This window comes from Variovorax sp. J31P179 (assembly GCF_030316985.1).
Classification (GTDB): domain Bacteria; phylum Pseudomonadota; class Gammaproteobacteria; order Burkholderiales; family Burkholderiaceae_C; genus Variovorax; species Variovorax ginsengisoli_B.
Genome location: NZ_JASZYL010000007.1, coordinates 202,976 through 216,289, shown reverse-complemented (window position 1 = coordinate 216,289; position 13,314 = coordinate 202,976). Strand labels below are relative to the sequence as shown.

At 69.9% G+C, this 13,314-nt stretch carries 12 protein-coding genes; 8 read left to right on the top strand and 4 right to left on the bottom strand.

The genetic code is table 11. The annotated features are described in order from the left end of the window. Positions 1–119: 119 nt before the first annotated feature. The 7 genes from QTI17_RS19935 (at position 120) to QTI17_RS19905 (ending at position 8,287) form a co-directional block, all read left to right on the top strand. Entirely contained in the window at positions 120–1,043 is a 924-nt protein-coding gene (locus QTI17_RS19935) for an SMP-30/gluconolactonase/LRE family protein (RefSeq protein WP_286535129.1), read from the top strand. A 103-nt stretch (positions 1,044–1,146) separates the two neighbouring features. After that, positions 1,147–2,028, top strand: coding sequence for a LysR substrate-binding domain-containing protein (locus tag QTI17_RS19930; RefSeq protein WP_286535127.1), 882 nt, complete (start codon positions 1,147–1,149; stop codon positions 2,026–2,028). Positions 2,029–2,135: 107 nt separating this feature from the next. Further along, positions 2,136–3,797 carry an L-lactate permease gene (locus QTI17_RS19925; protein WP_286535126.1) on the top strand — a complete coding sequence of 554 codons (1,662 nt, stop codon included), beginning with the start codon at positions 2,136–2,138 and terminating at the stop codon, positions 3,795–3,797. Between the two features lie 10 nt (positions 3,798–3,807). Then, complete coding sequence (locus QTI17_RS19920; RefSeq protein ID WP_286535125.1) at positions 3,808–5,313, top strand: FAD-linked oxidase C-terminal domain-containing protein; 1,506 nt, start codon at positions 3,808–3,810, stop codon at positions 5,311–5,313. 66 nt (positions 5,314–5,379) lie between these two features. Further along, a complete protein-coding gene (glcE, locus tag QTI17_RS19915; protein WP_286535124.1) occupies positions 5,380–6,546 on the top strand; it encodes a glycolate oxidase subunit GlcE in 1,167 nt (388 codons plus the stop codon). A gap of 8 nt (positions 6,547–6,554) precedes the next feature. Then, entirely contained in the window at positions 6,555–7,781 is a 1,227-nt protein-coding gene (glcF, locus tag QTI17_RS19910; RefSeq protein ID WP_286535123.1) for a glycolate oxidase subunit GlcF, read from the top strand. 86 nt (positions 7,782–7,867) lie between these two features. Then, complete coding sequence (locus QTI17_RS19905; RefSeq protein WP_286535121.1) at positions 7,868–8,287, top strand: peptidase associated/transthyretin-like domain-containing protein; 420 nt, start codon at positions 7,868–7,870, stop codon at positions 8,285–8,287. On the opposite strand, the gene QTI17_RS19900 is transcribed toward QTI17_RS19905, so the two are convergent. From QTI17_RS19900 to lplT, 3 genes are read right to left on the bottom strand one after another with little or no spacing between them, the layout of a single operon-like run. Further along, complete coding sequence (locus QTI17_RS19900; protein ID WP_286535120.1) at positions 8,288–8,776, bottom strand: glutathione peroxidase; 489 nt, start codon at positions 8,774–8,776, stop codon at positions 8,288–8,290. Next, positions 8,773–9,675 (bottom strand): DMT family transporter, encoded by a 903-nt coding sequence (locus QTI17_RS19895; RefSeq protein ID WP_286535119.1) that lies wholly within the window; start codon positions 9,673–9,675, stop codon positions 8,773–8,775. Before QTI17_RS19895 ends, QTI17_RS19900 begins: the two co-directional genes overlap by 4 nt. A 16-nt stretch (positions 9,676–9,691) precedes the next feature. Next, positions 9,692–10,996, bottom strand: coding sequence for a lysophospholipid transporter LplT (gene lplT / locus QTI17_RS19890; RefSeq protein WP_286535118.1), 1,305 nt, complete (start codon positions 10,994–10,996; stop codon positions 9,692–9,694). Positions 10,997–11,169: 173 nt separating this feature from the next. On the opposite strand from lplT, the gene alr reads away from it, so the two are divergent. Beyond that, on the top strand, positions 11,170–12,258 hold the full coding sequence (alr, locus tag QTI17_RS19885; RefSeq protein ID WP_286535117.1) for an alanine racemase: 1,089 nt from the start codon (positions 11,170–11,172) through the stop codon (positions 12,256–12,258). A gap of 54 nt (positions 12,259–12,312) precedes the next feature. Here alr and QTI17_RS19880 read toward each other — a convergent pair whose 3' ends face one another. Further along, the gene (locus QTI17_RS19880) at positions 12,313–13,290 is read right to left on the bottom strand and encodes a 2-dehydropantoate 2-reductase (RefSeq protein WP_286535116.1); all 978 of its coding nucleotides are present in this window, start codon (positions 13,288–13,290) and stop codon (positions 12,313–12,315) included. Positions 13,291–13,314: the final 24 nt, after the last annotated feature.

Here is a 13,314-nt window from a genome sequence, read left to right as displayed (position 1 = left end):
TTCCGCGGCAAGAATTTGTCTGCGAGAGTCTCCTCTGGAAGTTCAGCCCGCACGCTTCGGCTTGCGGGCTGTTTTTTTTGTGGGTCGCCAAGCGGGCGAATTGGCCTAAGCTCTCGCGCATGTGGACCACCCTCGACGACAGTCTGAGCCAGCTCGGCGAATCGCCGTTCTGGCATCCCGGCGAACGCTCGCTCTACTGGCTCGACATTCCCGGCCGCGCGGTGCTGCGCACCCGCGGCGACATCGACGGCAGGCCGACCGTCGAGCGTTGGGACCTGCCGACCGAGCCCGGCTGCATGGCACCGGCGCGCCGCGGCGGGCTGGTGATCGCGCTGCGCGACGGGGTCTACCGCGCGGCCGAGTGGGGCGCTGAACTGCGGCCGCTGGCGCGGGTCGACCATGACATCCGCACCATGCGCTTCAACGACGGCAAGTGCGATGCGCTGGGCCGGTTCTGGGCCGGCACCATCAACGAAGCCAAGGACCGCGCCAACGCCACGCTCTACTGCCTGGACGCGCGCGGCGGCCGGGCACCGGCGCTGCGGCCGATGGCCAACCAGGCCACCACCGGCAACGGCCTGGCCTTCGCACCCGACGATGCCACCGTCTACTGGGCCGACACCGCGGCCCACCGGGTGCGCGCCTGGAACTGGGCCGCGCGTGTCAACACCCTGTCGCACGAGCGCGTCTTCCAGCAGTTCGACGACAAGCCCGCCGGCTGGACGCCGGCCTCGCCGCTGCGCTACGAAGGCCGGCCCGATGGCGCCACCGTCGATGCGCGGGGCCACTACTGGGCGGCGATGTTCGAGGGCGGCCAGCTGTTGCGCTTCGCGCCCTCGGGCGAGCGGGTCGCGGCGCTGGCGACCCCGGTCCAGTGCCCGACCATGCCCTGCTTCGGCGGCGACGACCTGCGCACGCTGTTCGTCACCAGCGCCCGCCGCGGCCGTCCGGCGGCCGAGCTCGAGGAGCGGCCAGCCTCGGGATGCGTGATCCGCATGCGGGTCGACACTCCCGGCCAGCCCGTCGCCTTCTTCGAGGACTAGAGAGCCCCCACGCTCCCCCACTGCGTGTGGGTCGCTGCCCCCCGAGGGGGCCGCAGGCCGCCTTGGGGCGGCCCGGCGCCGGCCTGGGTCTACCATTCGATCCATGGCTCTCCAACACATCCCGCCGATCCAGTGCCTGCTGACCTTCGAGGCGGTGGCGCGGCTGCGCCACGCGGGCCGCGCGGCCGATGAGCTGTGCGTCACCCCGAGCGCGGTGAGCCATCGCATCCGCCAGCTCGAATCGCATCTGGGCATCAAGCTCTTCGGCCGCAGCGACTTCAACCTGACGGCCGACGGCGCGGTCTACCTCGCCAACGTGCGTACCGGGCTGGCGGCCCTGCAGGCGGTGCCGAACCGCGACGCCACGCGGCGCACGACGCAGCTGCGGCTGGCGGTCACGCCGACCTTCAGCCGCCAGATGCTGATGCCGCACCTGGAGCTGTTCCGCAACATCTACCCCGACGTCGAGCTGGTGATGCAGGTCTCGATCCCGCTGCTGGACGTGACCGCCGAGCAGGCCGACCTCGAAGTGCGCTACGGCAGCGGCAACTACGCCGACTGCGAGAGCCGGCTGGTACTCGAGGAATCGGTGGTGCCGGCCTGCAGCCCGAGCTACCTCAACGAGTTCGGGCCCTTCACCGGCTTTCGCACCGAGGCCGAGATCGCCGCCGCGCGGCTGATCCGCAGCCCCCTGGAGCCCTGGAGCACCTGGTTCGCGAGCTGCGGGCTGGACCATCCCGAGCCGCAGGTCGGCGCCCAGTTCAACGACCTGGGCCTGGTCTACGACGCCGCCGCCAGCGGCTTCGGCGTGGCGCTGGTGCGGCAGAAACTGGGCGCGCAATGGCTCGAGTCGGGGCGGCTGGTGCCGCTGTCGGACCGGCCCGTGCCCTCGCCGCTGCGCCACTACATCTGCTGGCAACCCGGCACGCTGGAGCGCTGGGAATGCGAGGCCTTCGCCGAGTGGCTCGTACAAACCCTGAGATAGATCGAGCAGATTTCAAGGCTGCCGCAAAAAACCTTCAATTCGGCGGCCGCCGGGTTCCATAAAGTTCTTATCGCACAAGCGAGACACCACTTTTCGGGAGACAGCCCATGACCTGGCAGCAAATCTACGACCCCTTCGGCAACATGATCGTCTCCACCACGCTGGCCGCGATTCCGGTGGTGGTGATGCTGGCGTGCCTCGGCTTCTTCCACATCAAGGCCCACATCGCGGCCGGCCTCGGGCTGCTGGCGGCGATCGCCGTGGCCGTCTTCGCCTACGGCATGCCGGCCGGCATGGCGGGCCGCGCGGCGCTGTTCGGCGGCTTCACCGGGCTGCTGCCGATCGGCTGGATCGTGCTCAACATCATCTTCCTGCAGCAGTTGGCGGAGCAGAACGGCAGTTTCAAGGTGCTGCAGGATTCGCTCTCGGGAATCACCGAAGACCGGCGCATCCAGCTGCTGCTGATCGCCTTCTGCTTCGGCGCCTTCTTCGAGGGTGCGGCCGGCTTCGGCACGCCGGTCGCGGTCACCGCGGGCATCCTGATCGGACTGGGCTTCTCGCCGCTCGCGGCCTCGGGCCTGAGCCTGATCGCCAACACCGCCCCGGTCGCCTTCGGCGCGCTCGGCACACCGGTCATCACGCTGGCCAAGGTGCATGGCTACGACCTGATGGAGGTCACGGCGATGATCGGCCGCCAGCTGCCCTTCTTCTCGCTGCTGGTGCCGTTCTGGCTGATCTGGGCCTTTGCCGGCCGCAAGGCGATGTGGGAGATCTGGCCGGCGATCCTGGTCACCGGCCTGAGCTTCGCGATCCCGCAGTACCTGGTGTCGAACTTCATCGGCCCGGAACTGGTCGACATCATCGCGGCCATCGTCTCGATGGTCTGCCTGGTGCTGTTCCTGCGCGTCTGGCAGCCGCGCAAGATCTGGCATTCGCCCTCGCTCAAGGGCCGCGACGTCAGCGCCCACGAGGCCAAGCCGCCGGCGCCGGTGGTGGTGCACGAGCGGGCCGCGCTGATTCGCGCCTGGACCCCGTGGCTGATCCTGTCGGTGTTCGTCTTCGTCTGGGGGCTGCCTTCGGTCAAGACCGCGCTCAACGGCCTCTTCGCGCCTTCGTTCCCGATGGCCGGGCTGCACAGCATGATCGAGAAGATGCCGCCGGTGGTGGCCACGCCGACCAAGGAAGGCGCGGTCTACGTGCTGAACATCCTGTCGGCGACCGGCACCGGGATTCTGCTGTCGGCCGTCGTCAGCGCCTTCTTCATGCGCTACGGCCCGGTCGAGATCGTGCGCATCTTCTTTCGCACGCTGTGGCTGGTGCGCTATTCGCTGCTGACCATCGTGCTCATGCTGGCGCTCGGCACGCTCACGCGCTTCTCGGGCACCGACACCACGCTGGGCCTGGCCTTCGCCAACACCGGCGCGTTCTATCCCTTCTTCGGCACCTTGATGGGCTGGATCGGCGTCGCGATGACCGGCTCCGACACCGCCTCGAACGTGCTGTTCGGCGGCATGCAGAAGGTGGCGGCCGAGCAGCTCGGCCTGTCGGCCAACCTGATGGGCGCGGCCAACAGCTCGGGCGGCGTGATGGGCAAGATGATCGACGCCCAGTCGATCGTGGTCGCCTCCACCGCCACCCGCTGGTTCAACCACGAAGGCGATATCCTGCGCTTTGTGTTCTTCCACTCGATCGCGCTGGCCTGCCTGGTCGGCCTGTTCGTCACGATGCAGGCCTACGTCTGGCCCTTCACGCTGATGGTGGTCCGATGAAAGCCTTGTCATGAATGCCCCGCTCACTCCCGCCGAACAGGGATCGCTGTCGGCCTCCGCCCGCCAGGCCCAGGTGGTGCAGGCGCTGCAGCCGCACCTGCCCGCCCACGCGCTGATCTGGCACGACGAGGACACCGTGCCCTACGAGTGCGACGGCCTCACGGCCTACCGCCAGCGGCCGCTGGTGGTGGCCCTGCCCGAGACCGAGGCCCAGGTCGCGGCCGTGCTCAAGACCTGCCACGGGCTCGGCGTTCCGGTCGTGGCGCGCGGTGCCGGCACCGGGCTCTCGGGCGGTGCGATGCCGCATGCGCTGGGCGTGACGATGTCGCTCGCCAAGTTCAACCGGATCGTCAGGATCGATCCGGTCAGCCGCACCGCGGTGGTCCAGTGCGGCGTGCGCAACCTCGCGATCAGCGAGGCGGCGGCGCCCTTCAACCTCTACTACGCGCCCGACCCCTCGAGCCAGATCGCCTGCACCATCGGCGGCAACGTGGCCGAGAACTCGGGCGGCGTGCACTGCCTCAAGTACGGCCTCACCCTGCACAACGTGCTGCGGGTGCGCGGCTTCACGGCCGAGGGGGAGGCGATCGAATTCGGCGGCGAGGCGCTCGACTGCGCCGGCCTCGACCTGCTGGCGCTGGTGATCGGCAGCGAGGGCATGCTGGCCGTCACCACCGAGGTCACTGTCAAGCTGGTGCCCAAGCCGCAGCTGGCGCGCTGCATCATGGCCAGCTTCGACGATGTCCGGAAGGCAGGCGATGCGGTGGCCGCGGTCATTGCGGCCGGCATCATCCCGGCCGGCCTCGAAATGATGGACAAGCCCATGACCGCCGCGGTCGAGGACTTCGTGCGCGCCGGCTACGACCTCGACGCGGCCGCCATCCTGCTGTGCGAATCGGACGGCACGCCCGAGGAGGTCGAGGAAGAGATCGGCCGCATGACCGAAGTGCTGCGCCAGTGCGGCGCCACCGCGATCGCCTGCAGCGAGAACGAGGACGAGCGGCTGCGCTTCTGGAGCGGCCGGAAGAACGCCTTCCCGGCCTCGGGCCGCATCAGCCCCGACTACATGTGCCTCGACTCGACCATCCCGCGCAAGCGGCTGGCCGACATCCTGCTCGCTATCCAGCAGATGGAGATCAAGTACGGCCTGCGCTGCTGCAACGTGTTCCACGCCGGCGACGGCAACCTGCATCCGCTGGTGCTGTTCGACGCCAACGACCCCGACGAGCTGCACCGCTGCGAGCTGTTCGGCGCCGACATCCTCGAGACCAGCGTCGCGATGGGCGGCACGGTGTCGGGCGAGCATGGGGTCGGCGTCGAGAAGCTCAACAGCATGTGCGTGCAGTTCACCGCGGCCGAGAACGAACAGATGTTCGGCGTCAAGCGGGCCTTCGATCCTGCGGGGCTGCTGAACCCGGGCAAGGTGATCCCCACGCTGTCGCGCTGCGCCGAGTACGGCAAGCAGGTGTTCCGCGCGGGGCAGGCGATGCCCTTTGCGGACCTGCCGAGATTCTGAATACCTTGCGGGACAGACCAAGAAACTGCGTAGCAGTTTTTGCTCTGTCCTCAACTGATCAAGACGATGGATTCCACAGCAATCACCAATATCGCCGACCGCATCCGCGCCGCCGCCGCCGACCGCACGACGCTGAGCATCCGCGGCGGCAACACCAAGGCCTTCTACGGCGAAGCCGCGCACGGCGAGCCCCTCGAAACCGCCGCGCTCGCCGGCGTCATCAGCTATGAACCCAGCGAGCTGGTCGTCACCGTCGGGGCCGGCACGCCGCTGGCCGAACTCGAGGCGCTGCTGGCCGGGCAGGGCCAGTGCCTGCCGTTCGAGCCGCCGCGCTTCGCGGCCGGCGGGACCCGCGTCGAGCCCTTGGGCGAGCGCGTCCTGGACGGCGGCTCCGCCGCAGGGAGCGCAGCGACCGTAGGTGGCATGATCGCGGCCGGGCTCAGCGGCCCCGCGCGCGCCAGCGTCGGCGCGGTGCGCGACTACCTGCTCGGCATCACGCTCGTCAACGGCCGCGGCGAGGTGCTGGTCTTCGGCGGCCAGGTCATGAAGAACGTCGCCGGCTATGACGTGTCGCGGGTGCTGGCCGGTTCGATGGGTGCCCTCGGGCTGGTCGCGCAGGCCAGCCTCAAGGTGCTGCCGGTGGCGCCGGCCGAGGCCACGCTCGACTTCGCCTGCAGCCAGGCCGATGCGCTGCGCCTGCTCAACGAATGGGGCGGCCGGCCGCTGCCGCTCAACGCCAGCGTCTGGCGCGAGCGCGACGGCGTCGGCGTGCTGTCGCTGCGCCTGCGCGGCGCGGTGGCGGCGGTCGAGGCGGCCTGCGCGCAGCTCGGCGGCGAGCGCCAGGATGCCGAGCGCGCGGCGGCCGGCTGGCAGTCGCTGCGCGACCAGCAGCACCCCTGGTTCAGCGCCGGTGCGGGCGCCTTGTGGCGGCTCTCGGTGCCGCAGACCGCGGCGGTGCTCGACCTCGACGGCGCGCCGCTGGTCGAGTGGCACGGCGGCCAGCGCTGGGTCCATGCCAGCCCCGGCGAGTCGCAGCGGGTGCGAGCCGCGGCCCGCGCCGCCGGTGGCCATGCGACGCTCTTCAGGCCCGCGCCCGGGGCGCGTCACGAGGCCCGCTTCGACGCCCTGAGCGCGCCGATCGAGCGCATCCACCGCGCGCTCATGAACGAATTCGATCCCGATGCCGTGTTCGACCGCGGCCGGCTCCTTCCCGCAAGAACCACCTCGCACTGAAGTCCCGCATGCAAACCGAACTCGCTCCCGAATTCCAGGGCACCGCCGACGGCCGCGAGGCCGAGGCGATCCTGCGCAAGTGCGTGCACTGCGGCTTCTGTACCGCCACCTGCCCGACCTACCAACTGCTCGGCGACGAACTCGACGGACCGCGCGGGCGCATCTACCTCATCAAGCAGGTGCTCGAAGGCAAGGCGCCGACCCGCAGCACGCAGCTGCACCTCGACCGCTGCCTGACCTGCCGCAACTGCGAGAGCACCTGCCCGAGCGGCGTGCAATACGGCCACCTGGTCGACATCGGCCGCAAGATCGTGGACCAGAAGGTGCCGCGGCCGATGGGCGAGAGCGCCGTGCGATGGACGCTCAAGGAGGCCCTGCCTTCGCCGCTCTTCGGTCCGGCGATGAAGCTGGGCCAGTCGGTCCGCGGCCTGCTGCCGGCCGCGCTCAAGGCCAAGGTGCCGGCGCCGCGGCCCGCGGGTGCCTGGCCCACGCGCGCGCATGAGCGCAAGGTGCTGATGCTGGCCGGCTGCGTGCAGCCGTCGATGGCGCCCAACATCAACAGCGCGACCGCGCGGGTGCTCGACGCCGCCGGCATCCAGGCCGTGGTCGCGCCGGCCGCCGGCTGCTGCGGCGCCGTCCGGTTCCATCTCAACGACCAGGACGGCGGCCGGATGCAGATGCGCGCCAACATCGATGCCTGGTGGCCGCTGGTCGAGGGCAGCGCGGTCGAGGCGATCGTCATGAATGCCTCGGGCTGCGGCGTCACGGTGCGCGAGTACGGCCACATCCTGAAGGACGACCCGGCCTATGCCGCCAAGGCCGAGCGCATCAGCGCACTGACCCGCGACCTGAGCGAGCTGCTGCCCGAACTGGTGCCGGCGCTGAAAGGCCGGGTCGCGGCGCCGGCCGGCGTCGTCGCCTACCACCCGCCGTGCACGCTGCAGCACGGCCAGAAGCTGCGCAACGGGGTCGAGGTCAATCTGCGCGCGCTCGGCTTCGACATCCGGGTGGCGGCCAGCGAATCGCACCTGTGCTGCGGCTCCGCCGGCACCTATTCGGTGCTGCAGCCCGAGCTGGCCTACCCGCTGCGCGACCGCAAGCTGGGCCACCTGAACCAGCTGCAGCCCAGCGCCATCGCGTCGGCCAACATCGGCTGCATCACGCATCTGCAAAGCGGCACGCAGACGCCCGTGCGGCACTGGATCGAGCTGCTCGACGCCGCGCTGGCGGCCTGAACGTACAGCATCCGGGGTTCTGGTCCGACGCCCGGCGCGACGGCGCCGCGCCAGCATGCAGGCGTGTTCCTACCGGGAGAATTTCCATGCATGCCCTTTCAAGAACCCTGTTGCGCGCCGCTGCGTTGTGCGCCTGCGCAACCGCGCCCTGGATGGCCCAGGCCCAGACCCCGGTCGTGGCGCCGGCCATGAAGGTCCAGGATGCCGGTCGCTACGTCTGCGGCGGCGTCGGCTCCGACGAGTCGGTGGCGATGCGCGCCGCCATGAAGGACCACCCGCTGTCGCTGCTGTTCGCCCGCGCCAGCGGCGCCTACCTGGCCGATGTCGACGTCATGGTGAAGGACGACAAGGGTGGCACCGCGCTGGCCATGCGCGCCAGCGGCCCGGTCTGCCTGGTCGACCTGCCGGCCGGCCGCTACACGGTCGAGGCCGCGAGCGAGGGCGTGACCAAGAGCCAGGCCGTGACCTTGGGCTCCGGCTCCAAGACCGCCGATTTCAGGTTCTGATCAGGCGGCCTGCAGCGCCGCCTCGATGTCGCGGGCGATCGACTCGGGCTTGTCGAGCGGCGCATAGCGCTTGACAACCCGGCCGTCCCTGCCGACCAGGAACTTGGTGAAGTTCCACTTGATCGCGGTGCTGCCCAGCAGGCCTGGCGCCTCCTTGACCAGCCACTTGTAGAGCGGCGCGGCGGCGGCGCCGTTGACGTCGATCTTCTCCATCATCGGGAAGCTCACGCCGTACTTCTCGGTGCAGAAGGCGCCAATCTCGGCGTTGGTTCCCGGGTCCTGGTGCATGAACTGGTTGGACGGAAAGCCCAGCACCTCGAGGCCCTGTCCGGCGTACTTCCGGTACAGCGCCTCCAGCCCCTCGAACTGCGGCGTGAAGCCGCACTGGCTGGCGGTGTTGACGATCAGCAGCACCCGGCCGCGGTACTCGGAAAGCGGGGCCGGCCGGCCGTCGATGCGGCGGGCCTCGAAGTCGTAGACGCTGGTCATGGCAAGTCCTGGGGGGAAAGTGTGCGCCGATCATCGTCGCCCGCCGGGGCGCGTGCAAACGACGACCACACCGCCGCCGCCACGATCAGCGCGCCGCCGAGCCAGATCCGCGTTTCCATCGTGGCCGCGCCCAGCGCCACCGACGAGACGCTCGCGAACAGCACTTCCGACAGCATGATCACCGAGGTCGCGCTGGCCGCCAGCCGCGCCGCGCCGTACTGCAGGCAGACGTTGGCGAAGACGAAGCCGGTGCCCAGCAGCAGGGCCCAGCCCCACCAGCCCGGGTCGGCCAACGGCGGCGGCGCCATCGCGCCGAGCGCCGTACCGACCAGGGCGGTGGCGCCGGCCATCACGGCGCAGCCGCCGAACATCGCCAGCGCCCGGGCTTCGCCGGGGGCGCTGCGCAGCCGGCGCAGCAGGATGTTGGTCACCGCGAAACCGAAGCCGGCGGCCACGCCCAGCCAGTCCGGCAGGCTGGCCGGCACCGGCCAATCGGTTTCAGGCGACTTCAGCACCACCGCGACGCCGACCAGCGCCAGCGCGACCCGGGCGAGCGCCGCGAGGCTCGGTCGCTCGCCCAGGAAAGCCCAGGCCAGCAGCACGCTCCACAATGGCATCAGGTAGAACAGCAGCACCACCCGCACCACGTCGCCCTGCGTCACGGCCCAGTTGAAGCCGACATTGGTCAGGCCCGCCGCCAGCCCTAGTGCCAGCAGCGCCGGCTGCCGGGCGAACAGCCCCCAGACGCGCCGCCGCAGCAGCGCCATGGCGAGCGTGACGGCGGCATAGATCAGGCAGGTCGCCCACACCGGATGCAGGCCATGCCCTTCGAGTTGGCGGAAGGGAAACCAGGAGACGCCCCAGACGAAGGCGTTGAAGATCAGCGCGAGAGCGGGCAATGGAAACGGAAACCGGTCAGTGGTGCTTGTCGCTGCGCGCGATGGCGAGCAGATGCTCGACCTCTTCCGGATGGCGCTTCAGGTTGTGCTGGTGCCAGCGCTTGATGAGCCACATGAAGCCGGCCACCACGACGCCGAAGGCGGTGATGGCCGAATAGGCCGACAGGCCGATGCCGGTGCAGGCGCTGTAGAACGCGCCCAGCACCAGGATGCACGACTGCTCGTTGAAGTTCTGCACCGCGATCGAGCGGCCGGCGCCCATCAGGTTGTGGCCGCGGTGCTGCAGCAGCGCGTTCATCGGCACCACCAGGAAGCCGCCCAGGCCGCCGAGCAGGATCAGGAAGGGCACGGCGAGCCAGATGCTGCCGATGAAGTTCATGCCGATCACCAGCAGGCCCATGCCGATGCCCATCGGGATCACCCGCGTGGCCATGTCCAGCCGCATCTTCATCGAGGCCACGATCGCGCCGACCGCGGTGCCGATCGCCACCACGCCGGTCAGCGACGAGGCCTGCGCCGTGTTGTAGCCCAGCGCCAGCGAGGCCCAGGCCAGCACGATGTACTTGAGGTTGCCGCCGGCGCCCCAGAACAGGGTGGTGGTGGCGAGCGAGATCTGGCCCAGCTTGTCGCGCCACAGGCGCGAGTTGCATTGCCAGAAATCGGGCAGCAGGGCGAACACGTTGCGCACGATGCCGTGCTGCGGGTTGGAGCGCAGCGGCCGCATCTCGACGCCGGTCAGCGGGATGCGGGTGTTGAACCAGGCGGCAACCATGTAGACCAGGATCAGCGCCGAGATCGCGGCCTCGGGCGGCGTGTTGACACCGGTGTCGACGAACGGGAAGTCGAGCGCCAGCAGGTGGCTGGAGAGCGCATGGCCGACCAGCTGCCCGCCGAGCACGATGCCCAGGATGATCGAGGCGATGGTCAGCCCCTCGATCCAGCCGTTGGCCTTGACCAGCTGGGAGGCCGGCAGCAGTTCGGTCAGGATGCCGTACTTGGCCGGGGAATAGGCCGCGGCGCCGAGCCCGACGATGGCGTAGGCCATCAGCGGATGCGAGCCGAACAGCATCATCACGCAGCCGACCACCTTGATCGCATTGCTGATGAACATCACCTTGCCCTTGGGCAAGGCGTCGGCGAAGGCGCCGACCAGCGGCGCCAGCGCCACGTAGAAGACGGTGAAGATCGGCACCAGCGCGGCGCGCTGCCACTCCGGCGCGCCGCTGGTTCGCATCAGCTCCACAGCAGCAACGAAAAGCGCGTTGTCGGCCAGTGACGAAAAGAACTGGGCCGACATGATGGTGTAGAAACCGCGCTTCATCGATGAGCTGGCTGGCCAGATGGGGGAGGGCTGGCGGTAGTGAAGAAAAGGGCCCGCATCAGAGGCGGGTGCGCGGTTATAGCATGGGGTGCGCGATGTCAGAATGGCGCTTTCCGGCCTCAACGCCGGGCTTTGTTGTGTGAGTGTTTTCAGCTTTTCACCGGGTTTTTGAAGTGCCGCGTCCGATCCTTGCCACTGTCCATGCCGCCGCCCTGCGCCACAACCTCGACCGGGCCCGCCGTTCCGCACTCGATTCCCGGGTCTGGGCGGTGGTCAAGGCGAACGCCTACGGGCACGGGATCGAGCGGGTTTTCGACGCCTTCCGCGCGGCCGACGGCTTTGCGCTGCTCGACCTGGCGGAGGCCGAGCGGGTGCGCGCCCTGGGCTGGCGCGGGCCGATCCTGCTGCTCGAGGGTGTCTTCGAGCCGCGCGACCTCGAGCTGTGCTCCCGCCTCGACCTCTGGCACACGGTCCACTGCGACGCCCAGATCGACATGCTGGCCGCGCACAAGACCCAGGTGCCGCAGCGCGTCTTTCTCAAGATGAACTCCGGCATGAACCGCCTGGGCTTCACGCCCGAGCGCTTCCGTTCGGCCTGGACGCGGCTCAATGCCCTGCCGCAGGTCGATGAAATCTCGCTGATGACGCACTTCAGCGACGCCGACGGCGAGCGCGGCATCGCCCACCAGATCGAGGTCTTCGACCGTGCCGCCCAGGACCTGCCCGGCGAGCGCACGGTGGCCAACAGCGCCGCGACCTTGCGCCACCCGGCCCAGACCCGGGCCGACTGGGTGCGCCCCGGCATCGTGCTGTACGGCAGCGCGCCCGATTTCCCCGAGCACGACGCGGCCCACTGGCAGCTGCAGCCGGCCATGACGCTCGCCACCCGGCTGATCGCCGTGCAGACGCTCCAGGCCGGCGACACCATCGGCTACGGCTCCAGCTTCCGCGCCGAGGGCCCGCTGCGCATCGGCGTCGCCGCGGTCGGCTATGCCGACGGCTATCCTCGGCACTGCAGCACGGGCACGCCGGTGCTGGTCGACGGCGTGCGCACGCGCATGGTCGGGCGGGTCAGCATGGACATGATCACGGTCGACCTGACGCCGGTGCCCGACGCCGGTTTCGGCTCCGAGGTCACGCTGTGGGGCCGCTCGTCGGCCGGCGCAGTGCTGCCGATCGACGAGGTGGCGCGGGCCGGCGGCACCGTCGGCTACGAGCTCATGTGCGCCGTCGCGCCGCGCGTACCCGTCGTCCTGGATTGAAGATCCGCGCCGGCGGGCCGATTGGTGCGCCGCAACATGGGGCGCCGAGGCCGCTCAGTACAACCCGAGCTGCCGAGCCCGCAGCCGCGCCAGCCCCAGCAGCGCATCGGTGAACGGCGTCGCCACGCCGGCGCGTTCGCCGAGTTCGCGCACCGAGGACACCAGCGCGTCGAGCTCGACCGCGCGACCGGCCTCCACGTCCTGCAGCATCGAGGTCTTGAAGGCGCCGAGCTTGCGCGTGACCGCGTGGCGATCCTCCGGCGTGTCGGCGATCGGCACGCCGATCCGGGCGCCGACTTCCTTGGCCTCAAGCATGATGGTCGAGATGAAGCCGCGCACCAGGTCGTCGCCCAGGATCAGGTCGGTGGTGGCGCCGGTCAGCAGGCTGATCGGGTTGACCGTCATGTTGCCCCAGAGCTTGTACCAGACGTCCTTCTGGATCTGCGGCGAGAGCTTGGCATCGAGGCCCGCGCCGGCCAGCAGGTCCAGCAGCGCCCTGGCCCGCGGGGTCGCCTCGCCCGAGGGCTCGCCGATGATCAGGCCGTTGCCGAAGTGATGCCGCACCACGCCCGGCGCGTCGAGCGCGCAGCTGGCGTGCACCACGCAGCCGATCACGTGCCGGGCGGGAATCGCCGCATCGATCTTGCCGCCCGGGTCGACCGCCTCGAGCTGCGCACCGGCCAGCGGGCCGCCGAAGCCGCCCTGCAGGAACCACCACGGAACGCCGTTCATGGCCGTCAGCACGATGGTGTCAGGGCCCAGCAGCGGCGCGATCCGCTGCGCCACGGCCGGCAGCGAGGGCGCCTTCACGGCGACGATGACCAGGTCCTGGACGCCGAGCGCCGAAGGGTCGTCGCTGGCGTTGACCGGCACGCTCACGCGCGAGTCGCCGCTGGCCAGCGTGAGCCCGTCGCGCTTCAGGGCGTCCAGCGTGGCGCCGCGCGCCACCACGTTGATCGCCGATCCGGCCCGCGCGAGCTTGGCGCCGATCCAGCCGCCGATGGCGCCGGCGCCGTAGATGCAAATTTTCATTTTCGGGAGATTCCTTTGCTCTTG